Origin of the sequence: Yoonia ponticola (genome assembly GCF_014199395.1) — a bacterium.
Taxonomy (GTDB): domain Bacteria; phylum Pseudomonadota; class Alphaproteobacteria; order Rhodobacterales; family Rhodobacteraceae; genus Yoonia; species Yoonia ponticola.
In genome coordinates this window covers 79,625-97,482 of the sequence record NZ_JACIJM010000010.1, presented here as the reverse complement: position 1 = coordinate 97,482, position 17,858 = coordinate 79,625, and the positions used below count along the sequence as shown (strand labels likewise).

19 protein-coding genes are annotated in these 17,858 nt (G+C 59.7%); 17 read left to right on the top strand and 2 right to left on the bottom strand.

Annotated elements, in window-relative coordinates; all coding sequences use genetic code 11:
- Positions 1 to 195 carry a heavy-metal-associated domain-containing protein gene (locus FHS72_RS15345; RefSeq protein ID WP_043847225.1) on the bottom strand — a complete coding sequence of 65 codons (195 nt, stop codon included), beginning with the start codon at positions 193 to 195 and terminating at the stop codon, positions 1 to 3.
- Between the two features lie 149 nt (positions 196 to 344).
- Between FHS72_RS15345 and FHS72_RS15340 the strand changes: the two genes are divergently transcribed.
- The 4 genes from FHS72_RS15340 (at position 345) to FHS72_RS15325 (ending at position 5,104) form a co-directional block, all read left to right on the top strand.
- Positions 345 to 2,855 (top strand): heavy metal translocating P-type ATPase, encoded by a 2,511-nt coding sequence (locus tag FHS72_RS15340; RefSeq protein WP_183530517.1) that lies wholly within the window; start codon positions 345 to 347, stop codon positions 2,853 to 2,855.
- A gap of 9 nt (positions 2,856 to 2,864) precedes the next feature.
- Entirely contained in the window at positions 2,865 to 3,254 is a 390-nt protein-coding gene (gene cueR, locus FHS72_RS15335; protein WP_005619161.1) for a Cu(I)-responsive transcriptional regulator, read from the top strand.
- 119 nt (positions 3,255 to 3,373) lie between these two features.
- On the top strand, positions 3,374 to 4,324 hold the full coding sequence (locus FHS72_RS15330) for a DUF305 domain-containing protein (RefSeq protein ID WP_183530516.1): 951 nt from the start codon (positions 3,374 to 3,376) through the stop codon (positions 4,322 to 4,324).
- 12 nt (positions 4,325 to 4,336) lie between these two features.
- Complete coding sequence (locus FHS72_RS15325; RefSeq protein ID WP_183530515.1) at positions 4,337 to 5,104, top strand: MauE/DoxX family redox-associated membrane protein; 768 nt, start codon at positions 4,337 to 4,339, stop codon at positions 5,102 to 5,104.
- Positions 5,105 to 5,106: 2 nt separating this feature from the next.
- On the opposite strand, the gene FHS72_RS15320 is transcribed toward FHS72_RS15325, so the two are convergent.
- Positions 5,107 to 7,197, bottom strand: a complete 2,091-nt coding sequence (locus tag FHS72_RS15320; protein ID WP_183530540.1) for a protein-disulfide reductase DsbD family protein — start codon at positions 7,195 to 7,197, stop codon at positions 5,107 to 5,109.
- 432 nt (positions 7,198 to 7,629) lie between these two features.
- Here FHS72_RS15320 and FHS72_RS15315 point away from each other — a divergent pair, with 432 nt between their 5' ends.
- The 13 genes from FHS72_RS15315 to FHS72_RS15260 all read left to right on the top strand — a co-directional run bounded on the left by FHS72_RS15315 (position 7,630) and on the right by FHS72_RS15260 (position 17,852).
- Positions 7,630 to 10,182: an NAD-dependent epimerase/dehydratase family protein gene (locus FHS72_RS15315; protein WP_009824495.1), complete on the top strand. Its 2,553-nt coding sequence runs from the start codon at positions 7,630 to 7,632 to the stop codon at positions 10,180 to 10,182.
- 88 nt (positions 10,183 to 10,270) lie between these two features.
- A complete protein-coding gene (gene cueR / locus FHS72_RS15310) occupies positions 10,271 to 10,699 on the top strand; it encodes a Cu(I)-responsive transcriptional regulator (protein WP_009824496.1) in 429 nt (142 codons plus the stop codon).
- 502 nt (positions 10,700 to 11,201) lie between these two features.
- Positions 11,202 to 12,653, top strand: coding sequence for a multicopper oxidase family protein (locus FHS72_RS15305; RefSeq protein ID WP_009824498.1), 1,452 nt, complete (start codon positions 11,202 to 11,204; stop codon positions 12,651 to 12,653).
- 20 nt (positions 12,654 to 12,673) lie between these two features.
- Positions 12,674 to 13,606: a WD40/YVTN/BNR-like repeat-containing protein gene (locus FHS72_RS15300; RefSeq protein ID WP_246414759.1), complete on the top strand. Its 933-nt coding sequence runs from the start codon at positions 12,674 to 12,676 to the stop codon at positions 13,604 to 13,606.
- Between the two features lie 11 nt (positions 13,607 to 13,617).
- The gene (locus FHS72_RS15295) at positions 13,618 to 14,115 is read left to right on the top strand and encodes a DUF411 domain-containing protein (RefSeq protein ID WP_244269032.1); all 498 of its coding nucleotides are present in this window, start codon (positions 13,618 to 13,620) and stop codon (positions 14,113 to 14,115) included.
- A gap of 4 nt (positions 14,116 to 14,119) precedes the next feature.
- Complete coding sequence (locus FHS72_RS18580) at positions 14,120 to 14,248, top strand: hypothetical protein (protein WP_280137093.1); 129 nt, start codon at positions 14,120 to 14,122, stop codon at positions 14,246 to 14,248.
- Positions 14,245 to 14,730 (top strand): c-type cytochrome, encoded by a 486-nt coding sequence (locus FHS72_RS15290; protein ID WP_009824502.1) that lies wholly within the window; start codon positions 14,245 to 14,247, stop codon positions 14,728 to 14,730. The genes FHS72_RS18580 and FHS72_RS15290 overlap by 4 nt, the downstream gene beginning before the upstream one ends.
- Positions 14,727 to 15,299 (top strand): DsbE family thiol:disulfide interchange protein, encoded by a 573-nt coding sequence (locus tag FHS72_RS15285; RefSeq protein WP_009824503.1) that lies wholly within the window; start codon positions 14,727 to 14,729, stop codon positions 15,297 to 15,299. Before FHS72_RS15290 ends, FHS72_RS15285 begins: the two co-directional genes overlap by 4 nt.
- A complete protein-coding gene (locus FHS72_RS15280; RefSeq protein WP_037953538.1) occupies positions 15,296 to 15,820 on the top strand; it encodes a TlpA family protein disulfide reductase in 525 nt (174 codons plus the stop codon). The genes FHS72_RS15285 and FHS72_RS15280 overlap by 4 nt, the downstream gene beginning before the upstream one ends.
- A gap of 3 nt (positions 15,821 to 15,823) precedes the next feature.
- Positions 15,824 to 16,096: a hypothetical protein gene (locus FHS72_RS15275; RefSeq protein WP_050766202.1), complete on the top strand. Its 273-nt coding sequence runs from the start codon at positions 15,824 to 15,826 to the stop codon at positions 16,094 to 16,096.
- A gap of 35 nt (positions 16,097 to 16,131) precedes the next feature.
- Positions 16,132 to 16,413 carry a hypothetical protein gene (locus FHS72_RS15270; RefSeq protein WP_009824506.1) on the top strand — a complete coding sequence of 94 codons (282 nt, stop codon included), beginning with the start codon at positions 16,132 to 16,134 and terminating at the stop codon, positions 16,411 to 16,413.
- 52 nt (positions 16,414 to 16,465) lie between these two features.
- The gene (locus tag FHS72_RS15265) at positions 16,466 to 17,221 is read left to right on the top strand and encodes a DsbA family protein (RefSeq protein ID WP_074637436.1); all 756 of its coding nucleotides are present in this window, start codon (positions 16,466 to 16,468) and stop codon (positions 17,219 to 17,221) included.
- A complete protein-coding gene (locus FHS72_RS15260) occupies positions 17,211 to 17,852 on the top strand; it encodes an SCO family protein (RefSeq protein WP_027263682.1) in 642 nt (213 codons plus the stop codon). Before FHS72_RS15265 ends, FHS72_RS15260 begins: the two co-directional genes overlap by 11 nt.
- Positions 17,853 to 17,858 lie beyond the last annotated feature (6 nt).

Sequence of the window (17,858 nt, the reverse complement as noted above, 5' to 3'; positions counted from 1 at the left end):
CTACGCGGCTGAAGCGTCGTAGCCAGCGTCAGCGATGGCTTGCCGCACGGTCGCCTGTTCCAATGTGCTTTGGACAGTGACAAGGCGAAGGTCCAGATCGGCCGTGACAACGGCTGATGGATCCTTTGCCTTGATGCCGCTTTCGATAGCGGATGTGCAGTGTCCACAGCTCATTTTCGGGACGGAAAAAATCATGAAGGCCTCCATTTTTGGTACAACCTCAGACTTGGGCGTTCCATCGGGAGGAAGGTCAAGCAAATATCAGAAAAATAAATGAGATACTCTCTTGAGCTTCCAGCAACTGGAAGCCCTATATCAGGGTAAGTTCAACCGAGGAGTCTCTCATGACCGAACCCAATACGATACGTCTGTCCGTTTCCGGCATGAGCTGCGCGTCCTGTGTGGGCAGGGTTGAAAAGGCTCTCGGCGAGGTTCCAGGCATTTCGAACGTCAGTGTCAATCTGGTGAGTGAAACGGCACAGTTTCAGACGGATGATGCAGCCACGACGGGCGCAGCGGTTGCGGCACTGTCGCAGGCCGGCTACCCGGCAAGCACGGCGCGCGTCACGCTGAACGTAGACGCCATGTCCTGCGCGTCCTGTGTCGGTCGGGTTGAAAAGGCGCTTGTACGGACACCCGGCGTATTGAATGTGGCGGTCAATCTGGCAACCGAAACGGCTGTGGTCGAATATTTCTCAGACACCATTACCCCGGAAGAGATTGCCCGGATCAGCACGGAGGCAGGATACCCGGCCGAGATCAAGCAAAGCGATGCGCAAGCCGACCGGTCGCACCGCAAGGCCGAGGAAGCCGACGCTCTGGCGCGTCGTGTCATACTTGCCGCGATCCTGACCGTTCCGGTGTTCGTTCTGGAAATGGGAAAACACACCATACCCGGCTTTGAGGGCCTGATTGAGAGCACAATCGGCATTCAAACGTCGTGGCTGATCCAATTCGCGCTTGCCACGGTGGTTCTGTTCGGACCGGGTTGGAGGTTCTTTGCGAAGGGCATTCCGGCGTTGATCAAGCGTGCTCCGGATATGAACAGCCTTGTCGCGCTGGGAACCGGGGCGGCGTGGACTTATTCCGTAGTCGCGACCTTCCTGCCACAGGTGCTGCCTGACGGTGTGCGCGCCGTCTATTTCGAAGCAGCGGCGGTTATTGTCGTTCTGATCTTGTTGGGTCGCTGGCTTGAAGCGCGGGCCAAGGGCAAGACCGGTGCAGCCATTCAGGCCCTTCTTGGTCTGCAGGCAAAGACAGCCAGGGTCCTGCGCGAGGGGCAGGCGACCGAGGTTGACATCAAGGAACTTCGGATCGGCGATCAGATCCTCGTGCGTCCCGGTGAAAGGCTGCCTGTCGATGGCGAGGTCACAGAAGGATCAAGCAACGTCGATGAAAGCATGATCACCGGTGAACCCCTCGCCGTGCCAAAGGCTGCTGGCGAACCGGTGACCGGCGGCACGGTGAACGGCACCGGGAGCCTGACCATAACGGCGACGCGGGTCGGGGCGGATACCACGCTGGCGCAGATTATCCGCATGGTCGAAGATGCTCAGGGGGCCAAGCTGCCGATCCAAGGCCTAGTGGATCGCGTGACCATGTGGTTCGTGCCTGCCGTTCTGGTTCTGGCGCTTGCGACTGTGGTTGTCTGGCTGCTGGTCGGTCCCGATCCGGCTCTGACCTTTGCGCTTGTGGCGGGTGTCTCCGTTCTGATCATTGCGTGCCCCTGCGCCATGGGGTTGGCCACGCCCACCTCGATCATGGTGGGGACAGGACGCGCGGCCGAGATGGGGGTGTTCTTCCGCAAGGGAGATGCGCTGCAACATCTGGATGAAGTTGGCGTTGTCGCATTGGACAAGACCGGGACGGTCACGCAAGGGCAACCCAGTTTGACAGACCTCATCACGGCCGACGGCTTTGACCGGGCAGAGACACTCGCCCTCATCACATCTGTCGAGGCGCAGTCTGAGCACCCGGTGGCAGAGGCCATTGTGCAGTCCGCAAAGAGCGAAGGCCTGTCCTGGCCCGATGCGACGGAATTCCGGTCCGTGACCGGCTACGGTGTCGAGGCGCTTGTCCAGGGCCGCAAGGTTCATGTCGGTGCGGATCGCTTCATGGTGCAGCAGGGCATTGACACCAGCCCGCTGGAAGACCGCGAAAGGGCCTTGGCCGAAAAGGGACGCACCGCGCTTTATGCTGCGGTGGACGGATCCCTGGCGGCCGTGATTGCCGTGGCAGACCCGGTCAAATCCTCCAGCGCCGAAGTGATCGCAGCTCTGCATGATCGAGGGATCAAGGTCGCGATGATCACCGGAGACAAGAAGGCCACGGCAGATGCCATCGCCCGCGAGGTCGGGATCGACCATGTCATTGCAGGGGTGTTGCCGGATGGAAAAGTCGCCGCCCTGGACGAATTGCGGCAAGGGAACAGCAAGATCGCCTTTGTCGGAGACGGCATCAACGACGCGCCAGCGCTGGCCCATGCCGATGTCGGCATCGCCATCGGAACCGGCACGGATGTCGCAATCGAAAGCGCCGACGTGGTGCTGATGTCGGGCGACCTGCGCGGCGTGGTGAATGCCATCGACGTGTCGCGCAAGACCATGCGCAACATACGGCAGAACCTTATCTGGGCCTTTGGCTATAACGTCGCGCTGATCCCTGTGGCGGCGGGCGCGCTTTACCCGGCCTTTGGATTGCTCCTGTCGCCGGTGTTTGCCGCCGGGGCCATGGCGCTGTCCTCCGTGTCGGTTCTTACCAACGCGCTGCAGCTGCGACGGATCAAGGCGACGATGTCGGAACAGGATCCGCCCCACGACGCGGAGACGGAATTCGCAACGCAGCCCGCAGAATAGGAGACAGGTGTGAACATCGGAGAAGTATCAGAACGCGCGGGTTTGCCAGCGAAGACAATCCGCTACTACGAAGACATCGGCCTTGTCCGGCCTTTGCGCAGCGACAACGGCTATCGCGCCTTTCGCGACAGCGACATCCACAAGCTCGCATTTCTCGGTCGCGCCAGGACGTTCGGGTTCTCGATCGAAGACTGCCGCACGCTGCTTGATCTCTATGAAGATGAGACGCGGGAAAGCGCACAGGTCAAGGCTGTCGCTCAAGAGCATCTGGCCGCCGTTGACGAAAAAATCGCCCAGCTCAAGTCGATGCGAGAGACCCTGGCTCACCTCGTTGACGCTTGCCAGGGCGATCACCGCCCCGATTGTCCAATCCTGAAAGATCTGGCCAAAGACCCGTAACGCACGATGCCTGGGCCAGACATTTATGGGGTTTCATGCCGTTTCGATATATCGTCTTGAAACCCTCCAGCGCTGGAATGTTGTTCCTCCACAAATAGAATCCATGATGGAGGGATCAGATGTCTGAAGATGCGACCGGGAAATCTCGTGGCGGGTCCGACACCCGTTCAAGTGAAGGTGCAGCACATTCGGGGGGCCATTCAGGTTCATCCTATGGCCGGTTTCTGGCGATGGTCGGCACATCGACTGCGATCATGTTCGGCCTGATGTACATCAACTCGTACTCGATCGAACATGTCTACTGGAGCGAAACGCGCTTTTACATGATGTTCATCATGGGCGCGACGATGGCAACCGTCATGCTTCTGTTCATGTTGAACATGTACAAGAACAAGGGCGCCAACGGCGCGACCATTCTGGGTTCTGTCGTGATGTTTGCCGGCGCGCTCTGGCTCGTGAGAAGCCAAAAGACCATTCAGGACGAAAGCTGGATGAGCGCGATGATTCCGCACCACTCCATTGCGATCATGACAAGCGAACGGGCCGAGCTGACAGATCCAAGGGTCGAGGCGCTGGCTTCGGAAATTGTGACGGCGCAAAACCGCGAAATCTCCGAGATGCGCTTTCTCATGGATGACATTAAGGCAAATGGCGAAGCCGGTCCTGAATGGCCACTTGGTGAAGCGGACGGTCCGGCTGAAATGGAGGGGCTTCAGGAAGCGATTTCAACCCCGGTGATTGCCGGGATACGTCCTGCACCGCTCAAAGCCGAAGAAATAACACGCGCACTGGGGTCCGACGGACAATGCCGTTTCATTCGCGCGGTGAACGCCGATCCCATCCTTGTCACGGACGGGTCCGGGATGGGCGTCGCGAAGATATCCGGATCGCTGGTCAACTTCACGGCTCAAGGCACAGCGACGTCCGGTGGCGTCCTGTCTGCCGATGGTGGCCGATTCACGCTGGCGCCGGGTGACGCGGACGGTGAAGACGCCACCCTGCTGTTTGAATTGACGGGAGAGACGCCTCTGGCTGTCGGATTTACCGGATATTGGACCTGCAACGGTTAAAAGGAACCCATCATGACGAGAGACACAAACTCCACCCCGAAGACGGCAGTTTTGTACCGGATGGTGATGGAGGAGCATGTCTGTCCCTATGGCCTGAAATCGAAGGACCTGCTTGAGCGGGAGGGATATGCGATTGACGACCGGCCTCTGAAAACCCGCGAGGAAACAGAGGTTTTCATGGAAGAATACGGTGTCGAAACGACACCCCAAACGTTTATAGATGATGAAAGAATTGGTGGCTATGACGCGCTGAGGGAGTTTTTCGGCCAGGACGTAAAGGATGATGACGAGACGACTTATCAACCGGTCATCGCGATATTCGCGGTCGCATTCCTTATGGCGCTTGGTCTCAGCTGGGCGTTTTACGGGTCCATTCTCACGCTGCGGGCATTCGAGTGGTTCATCGCGATCTCGATGTGCTTTCTTGCTGTTCAGAAACTTCAGGACGTCGAGACGTTTTCCACGATGTTCCTGAACTACGATCTGCTTGCCCGGAAATGGGTGCGATATGGCTATGTCTACCCCTTCGGCGAAGCACTTGCCGGTATTCTCATGGTCGCCGGTGCGCTGGTCTGGATCAGCGCGCCTGTTGCGTTTTTCATCGGGACGGTCGGAGCGGTTTCTGTTTTCAAGGCCGTCTACATCGACAAGCGCGAGATCAAGTGCGCCTGCGTGGGGGGCGGTTCAAATGTGCCGCTGGGCTTCGTGTCCCTGACCGAAAACCTGATGATGATCTTTATGGGCATCTGGATGCCGGCGCGCGCGATGGGTCTCTTTTAGACCTATCCATCCGTTTTCTGGGCGGTCACAGGGTCGCCAAGCGCGGCCCTGTTCAGCGCGTCCAGAACCGCTTCGGACGTCAGAACTTCGGACAGGATGATCCCGTCGGGCGCGTTTGGTCCGTAGACGATATTGAACGGGATACCAAACCTGTTGTGGCTTTCCAGATACCGGGAAATGTCAGTGCTGGGCCTAGTCCAGTCTGCCCGCATCGCAACGACATTATCACCCCGCAGTTGGTCGACCACGGGCGCACGGTCCAGCACCAGCGTCTTGTTGGCCTTGCACGTCAGGCACCAGTCTGCGGTTACGTCGACAAAGACGGTTTTTCCCTGCGACACCAGTTTCGGTATCTCGGAGCGATCGAACGCGACCCAGTCCTGGCCCACCGCTCTCGTCTGCGGCGGGATTGTCAGCGCCGTCGGCACCAGAAGGCTGAGAACAGCAACCACCACCAGCGCTGTCGGGCGCGTCAATCTGCCCGGCAAACGTATTGTTGCGAGAAGAATGAAAAGGCTCGTCATAAGCAGCACGGTCATGGCCACCCGGCCACCCGCCACCCCTATCAGTACCCAGAGCAGCCAGATCGCGGTCCCGGCCAGAAGACCGGCAAGCACCCATTTGACGACAACCATCCAACGTCCCGGCCTGGGCAACAACCGGACCAGACCAGGCTTCCCCGCCAGAACCAGATAGGGCAGGGAGAGCCCAAGCCCCAGAGCCGTGAAAACGAGAATGACATCAATCGGGCGCCCGGACAGGGCAAAGGCAACCGCTGTCCCCAAAAACGGGGCCGAGCAGGGCGTGGCCAGCACCGCCGCGAAGGCGCCTGTTGCAAAATCTCCGCCATACCCGTCGCGACCGCTTGATCTGGCCAGCCGTGACTGCAACCCGGAGGGCAATGAAACTTCGAACACCCCGAACAGATTGGCAGAGAACACGGCAAGCACCAGAAACATGACGGTCAGGAAAACAGGGCTTTGGAATTGCAGGCCCCACCCAACGGTGACGCCGACGGATTGCAGAACCAGAATGATTGCGGCGAGGGCCCACATGAACACCAGAACGCCAAGCGCCGACATCAGGAACCCATTCCGGACCTCGTGCGCTGGCTTGTTTCCATGATTGAGAACCGATGTCAGCTTGATGGACAGGACAGGCAGAACGCAGGGCATGACATTCAGGATCAGACCGCCAAGAAAGGCAAAGGCCGCAATCGCCAGGATTTGCGTCAGATCCGGCAGGTTCGCCATAACCTCGAATGGCGCACCCGGGATGCGTTCTGACCATGCGGGCTGCGCTGTCACCGCGCGTGATCCATCGGTCACAGTCAGCTGCAGGGGCGGCGGATCCTCCCCTTGCGCGAGAAGAGGCAGTTTGGCCCAAAGGGCCGTTCCCGCATCATCCGTTCGGATGTCCGGTTTGCCAAAGGTGAATTCCGGCCCCAGTTCCGGAAAGACATCCGGCTTCACAAAGGCATTCGCACTGCGCGCTGTCACATAAAGCGCATCATCCGCGATCACCGCCGTTTCGACAATGATGTCGCTCTCTTCGGGCCCAAGCGGCACCCGCTGGGCATATTCCGAAATCAGACCCGCCGCCTGCGCGTCAATCCCGGAGCCTGCCGGAATTGTCAGGGCGAGATTGAAATCATGCGGCACACACACAGTCGAGCACGCCAGCAATGAAACACGCGCCTGCAATGTTGCGGACTGGCCCGCAGTTTCGAGAACTGCCTGAATGGGCAGGACGACACGGGTCTTGTAGCCAAAATTCTCGATGCCGAATGCCGTGAAGCGCTCAGGCGCGGGCCAGAGCATCTGTGCGCTCACCAGATTTTCCGATCCATCCCATGAAATTTCAGGCGGCAGACCCACCTCGCCGGGCGAACGCCAATAGGCCTTCCAGCCCTCGGCCAGCTCGACATCCAGGCCAAGGGAAAGGGTTCTGGAGGTTTCCGCGACGCCATTTTCAACGGAGATGAGCCGGGCCGTGATTGCTGAATTCTCGTAGGTATCGCTCGACGCAGCAAAGCCCATGGAGGCCCAAAGGCAAGCCATGAGAAGGAAGATTAGGCGCAACGTGTTTCGCATCATCTTTTGGCTCGCTTCCACCCTTGTCCCGAGATCGAAATCCGAAGCACCTCTATGGCTGCATCTCCCGGTTGGTCAACTTTACAAACGGATACAATATCGTTTGTGAAGCCATCCCGCTGCGAGAATAAAGCGACGAAGTCCGCGTTCGCAGCAGGAAGGCCAATAGAAGCTTTTTTCTTTTTAAACATTTCAATCGCAACCGCGGCCTCCAACCTTCCAGCGCTGGAAATTGAAACCAGATGCGAATGACTTAGTTGAACCGGTAGCAATTGAGAGAAGGAAGAAGATCATGATGGATGGTGGAATGATGGGCGGCGGTATGATGATTGGCATGGGACTTGTCTGGCTCCTTATCATCGTGGTGCTGATTCTCGCGGTTATTGCGCTGGTGAAGTACCTGCGCACGTAACGTAAAGCCGGAGTGTCGCCTTGGCGGATGAAAGCAAACCAGTCGTCATTGTCACGGGGTCGAGCGGATATCTCGGATCCGCGGTTGTGCGTCGGTTACACGGGTCTTACCGCGTCGTCGGACTTGACCGGTATTCGCCGCCCCATCCGCCGCATCAGGCCGAGTGCGTCTGCTTCGACATCACCGATCAGGCAAGTGTCGATACCGCGCTTGATCGTGTGCGGCTGGCTTACGGCGACAGGATTGCCGCCTGCATTCACCTTGCGGGCTATTTCGATCTCAGCGGCGAGGATGATCCGGCGTATGATGCCGTTACGGTCGAAGGCTCGAAACGGCTGCTGAAAGGCCTTCAGGAATTCAAACTGGATCAGTTTGTGTTCGCATCGACAATGCTGGCGCATGCCGCGACCGAGCCGGGCCAGCCGATAAGCGAAGATCATCCTTTCGATCCCAAATTGCCTTACCGGGCGTCGAAGGTGCGTACCGAAAGTATGCTGCGCGAAGAACGGGGTGACGAGAAACTCGTGCTGATGCGCCCCGCCGGAATCTACGATGACAACGGGCAGTCGACTTTTCTGACCCACCAGATCGCCCGCATTCACGAGAAGCGGTTCAGTGGCAAGGTCTATCCTGGCGATCTGTCGCGCGGGCAGGCGTTCCTGCATCTCGACGATTTTCTCGACGCGGTGGAACGTATCGTTGATCGGCGCGCCAAGCTGCCGGACGTCTTTCCGGTGCTTCTGGGCGAGAGCGACCCGATACCCTTCGGAGAATTGCAGCGCCTGATCGGGCGCGAGCTGCACGGTGAGGACTGGATTACCTGGAACGTGCCGCCCCAACTGGCCAAGCTCGGCACCTGGACGGAAAACAAGGTATTTGGCGAGGATGCTTTCATCCGGGCGTGGATGGTCGATATTTCCAGCGATCATTATGAGCTCGACCTGTCCGCCGCGAAGAAGCTTTTGGGCTGGGCTCCTCAGCACAGCCTGCGCGAGGACATGCCGGGCATCCTTCAGCGCCTGAAGGACGATCCCTACGAATGGTACGAAGCGAACGGGTTGAACGCGGCGCGGGTCTCGGCGGCCAAGGTCGAGAACGCCGTGGCTGAAGAGGCTGCCGAGAAGGCACCGACCGAGGCCGAAGCGAACGCGAACAGGCGCGAGCACGATCAACACATGCGGCAGATGCATTTCTCGATGCTCTGGGTGCATTGGCTGGTCATGGCGCTCGGCCTGTGGCTGGCCACCGCGCCATCGGTTTTCGGCACCTTCGATCAGGCCGAATTCAGCGCGGCGGTCCAGCGCGTGACGGAGGATCGCGGGCTCTGGGCCGCTGCCACGCGCAGTTGGCTGACCGCGTGGAACGATGTCTTCACCGGGCTTGCCATCATGGTCTTTGCCGCCCTGTCGCTGCGCCATGGTAACGGCTGGGCGCAATGGGCGAATGCCGCGCTCGGCGTCTGGCTGCTGGCCGCGCCGCTGGTGTTTTGGACGCCGGACGCGGCCGTCTATGCCAACGACACGCTGATCGGCGCGCTGGTGGTCGCGCTGACGATCCTTATCCCGATGATGCCGGGCATGTCGCGCGAAGGGATGATGGACGATACCGATATCCCGCCCGGCTGGAGCTACTGCCCTTCCACCTACGTCCAGCGCCTGCCGATCATCGCGCTCGGTGTCGTGGGCTTTATCCTGTCGCGCGTCCTGTCGGCCTACCAGCTCGGCCATGTAGACGGCGTGTGGGAGCCGTTCTTTTCATCGCCGGTCGCGCTGAATGGCACCGAATACATCATCACCTCCGATGTCTCGAAAGCCTGGCCCATTGCCGACGGCGGCCTTGGCGCAATGAGTTATATGTTTGAGATCATGATGGGCGTGATGGGCAGCCGCCTGCGCTGGCGCACGATGCCCTGGATGGTCGCACTTTTCGGCATCGTTGTCGGGCCGCTTGGCGTGATCAGCATCTATTTCATCATCATTCAGCCGATTGCCATTGGCACCTATTGCACGATCTGCCTGATGGCGGCGCTGGCCATGCTGATCATGATCCCATTCTCACTCGATGAAATCGTCGCGATGGTCCAGTTCATGGTCTGGAATACGCGCCGGGGCAGACCGTTCTGGCGCGCGTTCTTCAGGGGCGATGCTTTGCCCGGTGGCACGACGGGGGGCGAAATGAGCTTCGACGCGCAACCGATGCAGATCTTCCGGCAAAGCGCACGCGGCGTCACCGTGCCATGGACACTCGGGCTGAGTGCTGCGATCGGGGTCTTCCTGATGTTGTCGCGCGCGATCTTTGGCAATGAAGCGGCCATGGCGAACAGCGATCACCTGCTGGGCGCACTGGTCCTGACCACTGCGGTCATCGCCTGGGCCGAGGTCGCGCGCCCGTTGCGGTTCCTTAACATCCTCTTCGGCCTCTGGCTCCTCATCGCACCCTGGTTCCTGGGCGGAGGCACGGTGGCAGGCAGCCTTGTCGGTATCCTCGCCGGGATCGCTCTCATCGCGCTCAGCCTGCCGCGCGGGAAGCGCAGCGAGGAACACTATGGGAGTTGGGACAGGTTCATTATTTGAAGGGGCGTCACAAAAAGATTGCCAAGCGTCCTTGACCTTCCAGTAGGTGGAAGGACTATCTGATGTTTCAAGGAGAGGATTGCCAGCCATGAACATTGGAAATGTTTCGGAACAGAGCGGATTGCCGGCGAAAACGATCCGGTATTACGAGGATATCGGACTCGTGCAACCGTCGCGGCGTGATAACGGGTACCGCGATTTCGCTGTTCAGGATCTGCACAAGCTGGCGTTTCTCGGTCGGGCGCGGTCGTTGGGTTTCAGCATCGAGGAATGTCGCACGCTGTTATCGCTGTACGAGGATCACGAGCGTTCCAGCGCCGACGTCAAGGACATCGCACAAAGTCACCTCGCGCGGGTGGATCGGAAAATCGAGGAGTTGCAGGCGCTGAGCGCGACGCTTCGCGATCTTGTCGTTCGGTGTCATGGCGATGATCGTCCCGACTGCCCGATAATGGATGATCTGACGCGTTCCGACCTCGCGGAGATGCGAAAACATCCCGCTGGAACGACCCTCTGAACACTGGTAAATTAGCCGCATGCACTTTGTCGCCCGCCTCATCATGATAGTCGTCCTTGCCGCCTTCGCGGTAAGCTCGGTTGCGCATGCGGCCGGCTCGGCCAGGATGGCATCTGAAATGATTTCAGCCGGAGCTGAGATGGCAGGTGCCGGCTGCGAGGCATGCGATGACGATACGGCGGGAACCTTGGGCGTCGTATGTGATTTCGTCTGCAACTCAGCGGCCGCCGCCGCGATGGTGGAAGCGTCGGCGGAATTTGGTCCACTTGCAGTTTCGAGCGCTCATCGACTGCCGATCCCGCGGGATTTTTTTGGTCTGAGCAGTCCGCCTGCCAAACAGCCTCCAAGATTCCTTCTCTGATCTGACACGCGCCGCGGTTTCGCGGCCGCAGTGTCATGCCGTGACGCCGGAGCAATGCCGCTCCGCGCTGCGGGTATTCTCCAACCGCAGTTGCCGCTTTGGCTCCAGCGGAGGACCGAATTATCAGAGAGCCCCAGTCCGATGTCTTTCAAATATAAACCTACCGTCACGCGCCGCGCCTTTGTCGCGTCGTCGCTCGCGGGTGTGATGTCCACCACTCTGCCTATTCCGGGGATGGCAGAAGCCGCGACTCGGAAATTCTCGCTCCGAGCCGCTCCGGGAAGGAGACGGCTTGTTCCTGAGCCACATCCCGACACCGCGGCCTGGTGCTACAACGGTAAGATTCCGGGCCCGGAGATCCGCATCCGGCAAGGTGATCGCCTGCAGGTTGAGGTTACCAATGACCTTGCGGAGGAAACCACCGTGCATTGGCATGGCATCCGGCTTCCGAACGCGATGGACGGGGTGCCGCACCTGACACAGGCGCCGATCGCCCCTGGCGACAGGTTCGTCTACGAATTCGATGCAGTCGATGCCGGCACCTTCTGGTATCACCCGCACCAGCGCAGTTTCGAGCAGGTCGGGCGCGGTCTCTACGGCCCGCTCATCATCGAGGAGGCCAATCCACCTTGGGTCGACCGCGACGTCATCTGGGTGCTGGACGACTGGCGTCTGGCGGAAGATGCATCGATTTCGGACGACTTCGGAAATGCCCATGACCTGAGCCACGCAGGCCGCCTCGGGAACACCGTGACGATCAACGGTCATGTGCCGGAAATATTCGAGGTGGCATCGGGGGAACGGATCCGCCTCCGCCTGATCAACGCGGCGAATGCCCGGATCTTCGCGCTCGATTTCGGAGACCATACACCGCGCATCATCGCGCTCGACGGGCAGCCCGTCACGCCACATAACCCATCGGACGGTCTTGTCGTTCTTGGGCCCGCAATGCGCGTCGATGTGATCCTGGATTGCAACGGTGAACCAAGTGCACGATCGCAGCTTGTCGATCGTGCCTACCGCGGGAACGATTTTCGGGTTCTCGATTTCACCTACGCTGAAACCGCCCTGCGAGAGGCCACACCCGACTGGCCGATCGCATTGCCTGCCAACCCCATTCCGGAACCAGACCTCAGTTCTGCGCAGCGTCATGAGGTGACGTTCACCGGCGGGATGATGGGCATGATGGTGGAGCGGGAGATGGGCCTGGAGCGGCGTGGCGGCATGATGGGCGGCGGAATGATGGGCATGATGCATGACGGGCGCGGCATCTGGTTTGTTAACGGAAAAGCCGCCGAGGGTCACGTGCTGGACCCGTTCCTGACGCTGGAGCGTGGTGCGAGTCATGTCTTGGCCATGACCAACGCGACCGCATTTCACCACCCCATCCACTTTCACGGCCATTCTTTCCGAGTCGTAAAACGAGATGGCGTAAACACTGCACATCAGGAGTGGCAAGACACCGTGCTGATGGCGCCTCGCGAGCGGGTCGAGATAGCATTCGTCGCCGATAATCCCGGCGACTGGATGTTCCACTGCCACATTCTCGAGCACCAGGCCGCAGGAATGATGGGCGTGATCCGCGTCGCATGAGCCTAGGAGAAGGACAAGAGATGACAAACAGAACCTTGAATTTTGAGCCGGACAGACGCCACTTCCTGGCACTGGGTATGGGTGCAGCCGCAGTGCTCGTGTTGCCCGGCGCGGTGCTCGCGGCCGGCAGGGCGGCCGATATTCGAACGCTGGCCTTCGATGGCGACACGCTGCTGATCGCAGGCGCAACACTGAGGTCCAGCCCCGACGGCGGTCGCAGTTGGCATGATAGGCCAACACCTTCCCCGGTCTCGTCGATCGCCACGCATCCTGCGCGTCCCGGACGTCTCCTTGCCGGTTTGGCGCGGGGAGGGGTGACCGCGTCCGACGATGGCGGAACGACATGGACTGCCCGAAGCGAGGGGCTTGCCTCCGGCGAGGTCACCGCGCTGGCCGTGGCCGCCGGAAACCCCGACATGATCTATGCCGCGATCCGCGGCGACGGCCTTTGGAAAACCGAGGATGCAGGCGCAACCTGGGCGCTTGCGATGGACCGGCCCTGGCTCGACGCGGCCGAGCGTGATCCGCTGACGCTGGCATCGGTTGATCTCGAAACCGGGATGGGCGGCATCTGGATCTATGCGGGAACCGAGAAGGGCCTGGTCCGTGTTCCGGACTGTTTCTGCCGCTGGCAGGACGTTCAGCCGGGCAATGCGATGGACGCTCTAGTGGCGGGCGATGCACCGCCTGCCGAGGCACCACTGCCGGCGAACGAGCCGGTCCTGTCTTTGGCGAGTGCACCTTCCACGCCGTCGATACTTTATGCGGCGTTGCCTTCGGGGGTCTGGACGTCGCAGGACGGCGGCGTGGTCTGGACGCAGACGGCGAACGGGCAGGGCTCTGCCATCGCGGTCCACCCTTCGAACGAAAATCACGTGGCCGCCGTGCTCGATGGCACCCTGAAACTCAGCCGCGACGGCGGCGCAACCTGGACTGTGCTCGCGGTCGTATGATGGAGAACCTCATGAACAGAAGAATTTTCCTGGCTTCGCTCGGCATATTCGGTGTCGGTGGAGCGTTTGCGTTGACGACGCTGACCTCGGCGCAGAGCACCGCAGATGCAAGCGATCCCGCGGTTAACGATACGGCAGGCGGTCCGAAGCAGGTCACGATGTGGCGCGATCCGAACTGTGGTTGCTGCGATGCCTATGCCGATTATCTGGAGGAAAACGGCTATACCGTAAAGCGCATTGACGACCGGGATTTCGACAAGACCTCGATTTCAGTCGGTGTCCCCGAACAGGGGATGGGATGCCATCTGGCCAAGATAGACCGCTATTTTGTCAGTGGTCTTGTGCCGGTGGACATCATGGAGAGACTAGTGGCAGAGCAACCCGACATCACCGGCATAACTTTGCCGGGCATGCCTGCGAACGCACCGGGCATGGCACGAACAAAGACGGGTACGCTCAAGACCTATGCGTTCGGCGAGGGCGGGATCACCGTTTACTCCGATGAGTGAGTGCATGGACATGATGAACGGCCCGATGATGGGGGTGATGATGTTCGGCGGAGGGCTTTTGCTCCTGCTCGTCGCCGCGGTTCTGGTGCTCAGCCTCGTCGCACTCGTGAAATACCTCAGGAGTTCGACATGAGAAGAATCGCAATAATCGGTGCCGCCATCGTCGCACTATCCGCGATCGGCTTTGCTGTCCTTGCGCAGTCGGAAAGTGACGATGATTTGGTGGAAGGGCTTTCCTTCCTCGGCGAGCCCGTGACTGTAGCCGACATCGCAGCAGGCGAGACACTCTATGCCGAGAATTGCGCATCCTGTCACGGTGCCGAACTGGAGGGGCAGCCCGATTGGCGGCGGCGTCTGGACAATGGGCGCATGCCCGCGCCGCCACATGACGAAACCGGCCATACCTGGCATCATTCGGACCGGAATCTCTTCATCGTGACCAAAGGTGGAGTCGGTGCCATCGTGCCTGGCTACGAAAGCGATATGCCGGCGTATGAAGGCATCCTGACCGACGACGAGATTGCCGATGTTCTCTCTTACATCAAGAGCACCTGGCCTGATCGACAGCGCGAATTTCAGGCAGAAGTTACCGCGAACGACAAGGGTGACTTATGAGCGCGGGCGAGGAACCACGCCGCCGGAAGGGTCGGCTACTGGCTATGATGCCGGTCGCGGTCTTCGCCCTCATCGGCGCGGGCTTTTACTGGGGGCTGTTCAATGGTGACGATACTTTAGCGTCACCGCTTATTGGCAAGGCGGTGCCCGAGTTCGACCTGCCGCCGATAGAAGGCCTGCCGAACGGCCTGTCGACGGCCGATCTGAAGGGGCAGGTGTCCCTGGTCAACGTCTGGGCGTCTTGGTGTGTACCGTGCCGGGTCGAAATGCCGTTGCTGAACGAACTGGCGGCGCAGGGTGAAGTCCCGATCTTCGGCATAAACTTCAAGGACCGTCCCGAAGAGGCATTGGGCTTTCTCGATGAGCTTGGTGACCCTTACACCCGTATCGGTGCCGACCGGAACGGGCGCGTGTCGATCGACTGGGGCGTTTACGGCTTGCCGGAAACCTTCGTGATCGATGCCGAGGGCCAGATTGCTTACAAGCATATCGGCCCCTTCAACCGCCGTTCCCTGGAGGAAGACATCCTTCCCATTGTGCGGCACCTTCAGGAAGGAGCCGGATCATGAAACGACGCGAATTATTGGCTGGCATGGCGGCGCTCGGCGTCGCGGGGCCGGTTCACGCACGCCCCCCGATGCCGCTTCACGACAAGCCGCGACAGATGCTGTCGCCACCTTTCGTCAATGGAAAGGGCCGCGATCTGACGCTGGCGGATTTTCGGGGCAGGGTGGTCTTGCTGAATATCTGGGCGACTTGGTGCGTTCCCTGCCGCGAAGAGATGCCGACACTAGATGCTTTGCAGGAAAAGCTGGGCGGGGACGATTTCCATGTCCTGCCATTGTCCATCGACCGTGCCGGAATGGAGATCGTGCGCCGCTTCTACGACGAAATCGGCATTCGCCATCTCGATACATATCTCGCCGAAGACATTCGGGTGATGGCAGCGTTTGCCGTAGTGGGTCTTCCCACCACGATCCTGATCGACCGCGACGGTTTCGAGCGCGGACGACTCGTCGGGCCGGCCGAATGGGACAGTCCCGCAGTCATGGCCCAAATCCAGACTATCATCAACGAAAGGAGTGAATAACCAATGTCTGAAACTTTACCTCACACTGAAACACCGGTGGCACGCCCGTGGCGGCCGCAATTTGGACAGCGCGGCCTGATTCTCGCGTCAATGGCGATCATCGGTGCCGGGCTTTACCTGAACTGGGGCTGGGTGACGGCCATCGGAGCCGCCCCGCTGATCCTGGCCGTGGCACCCTGCGCCGTGATGTGCGGGCTTGGCGTCTGCGTGATGTGCAAATCGAAATCATGTGACAACAAGAGCACGGCCGCAGAGCCGGGCCTGCCGAGGGACTGAACCCGAAAACCTCAAGAAACCTTAAGGAGAAACTGATGACACTTATCAAGAAACTGAGCATGGCGACTGCCGTATCCACACTCTTGGCCACCGGCGTGGTCGCGCAGGACAATACCGATTCTTCCGGCCAGATGATGGACGGTGAGAACGGAATGGCCGGCAACATGATGGACGGCGACATGTCCGGCATGGACGGCATGATGCCCATGATGAAGATGATGCAGAAAATGGGCCCGATGATGGAGGCTTGCACGGAGATGATGGAGGCAAAGAACAACTCCATGGATGAAACCGACGCATCGACGGATGAGGGCTGAACAGCCATCGCCGGGGGCTAATGCCCCCGGCGATTTGATACGGAAAATAGACATGATACTCAAAACTACCCACCAAATGCTTGGAGTTTTGCTTTGGGCGCTGATCTCTGCGCCCACGACGTCGCTGGCCCAGCAATCGACGCCGCTCGACCAGGTTGAGCAAGAGGCCATCAAAGCCTTGATCCTGCAAACGATCCGCGAGAACCCGGAAGTTCTAGTGGATACGCTCTTGGCCTTCCAGGAAGAGGCTCAGGCACAAGCCGAGGCCGAACAACATGCTGCTATTGCGCGCGTGGGTGACCTCCTGCTTGCGGACGGAAACACCGGCGTGATGGGCAATCCTGAGGGCGACATCGTGCTTGTCGAATTCTTCGACTACAACTGCCCCTATTGCCGACGCGCGGCCCCGGTCCTTTTCGAATTGATAGAGGAGAACCCGGACTTGCGCATCATCATGCGGGAATGGCCAATTCTCGGACCCGACTCCGAACTGGCGGCTCGAGCGTCGCTGGCGGCGATAAAACAGAACAAGTTCGAAGCATTTCACGAGGCGCTGATGGCACATCCGCGCGCCAATACCGTCTTTATAAGAAGGGCCGCTGAGCAGGCGGGGCTGGACTACGACCAGTTGCAGGCAGACATGGACGCGCCTGAAGGCGATGCCCATATCGCAAAGTCTCACGATCTCGCACGGCAGCTTGGAATATCCGGCACGCCGACGTTTCTGATCGGGGAAACACTTCTTCCTGGATTGTTGGAAAAGGCCGATCTTCAGGCGCTGATTTCGGAGGCCGAAGATGTCGATTGAACCCGGTGAAACCCCTCCGAAATCGCGGCTCCTGAGATCCATATTGTGGAGCACGATAGCTGTTGCGCTCGCTGGGCTAGCGATCTTTTGGGCTTTGGATAACTATCTTGGCAACCGATCGAAGGCCGTCCGCTATTCGGGTGAGGCGGATATTCGATCCGAATTTTCACTGATAGATCACACCGGACAAGAGGTGACACAGGCTGACTACGCCGACCGCTGGCAGCTTGTTTTCTTCGGTTTCACCAACTGCCCCGATGTTTGCCCGACGACACTGGCATATATGGCCAGCGTGCTGGACCTGCTCGGCAAAGATGCGGACCAGGTGGCGCCGATCTTCATCACGGTCGATCCGGAACGCGACACAGTGCCGGTCATGGCGGAATATGTATCAGTCTTTCATCCGAGCCTGATCGGCCTGACCGGAACCGAAGCGCAGGTTGCCGAGGCCACCAGAAATTTCCGCACATGGTACGAGCGGACCGAGGACGACAGCGCGCCGGACGGTTATTTCATGGCGCATGCCGGGCACATATACCTCATGCGGCCCGGTGGCGAATTTGAGGCGGTCTATCAGGAAGGCGGCCAACCGCCCGAGGCGCTGGCGCAGGAAATCCGCAAAAAGCTATAAACAATG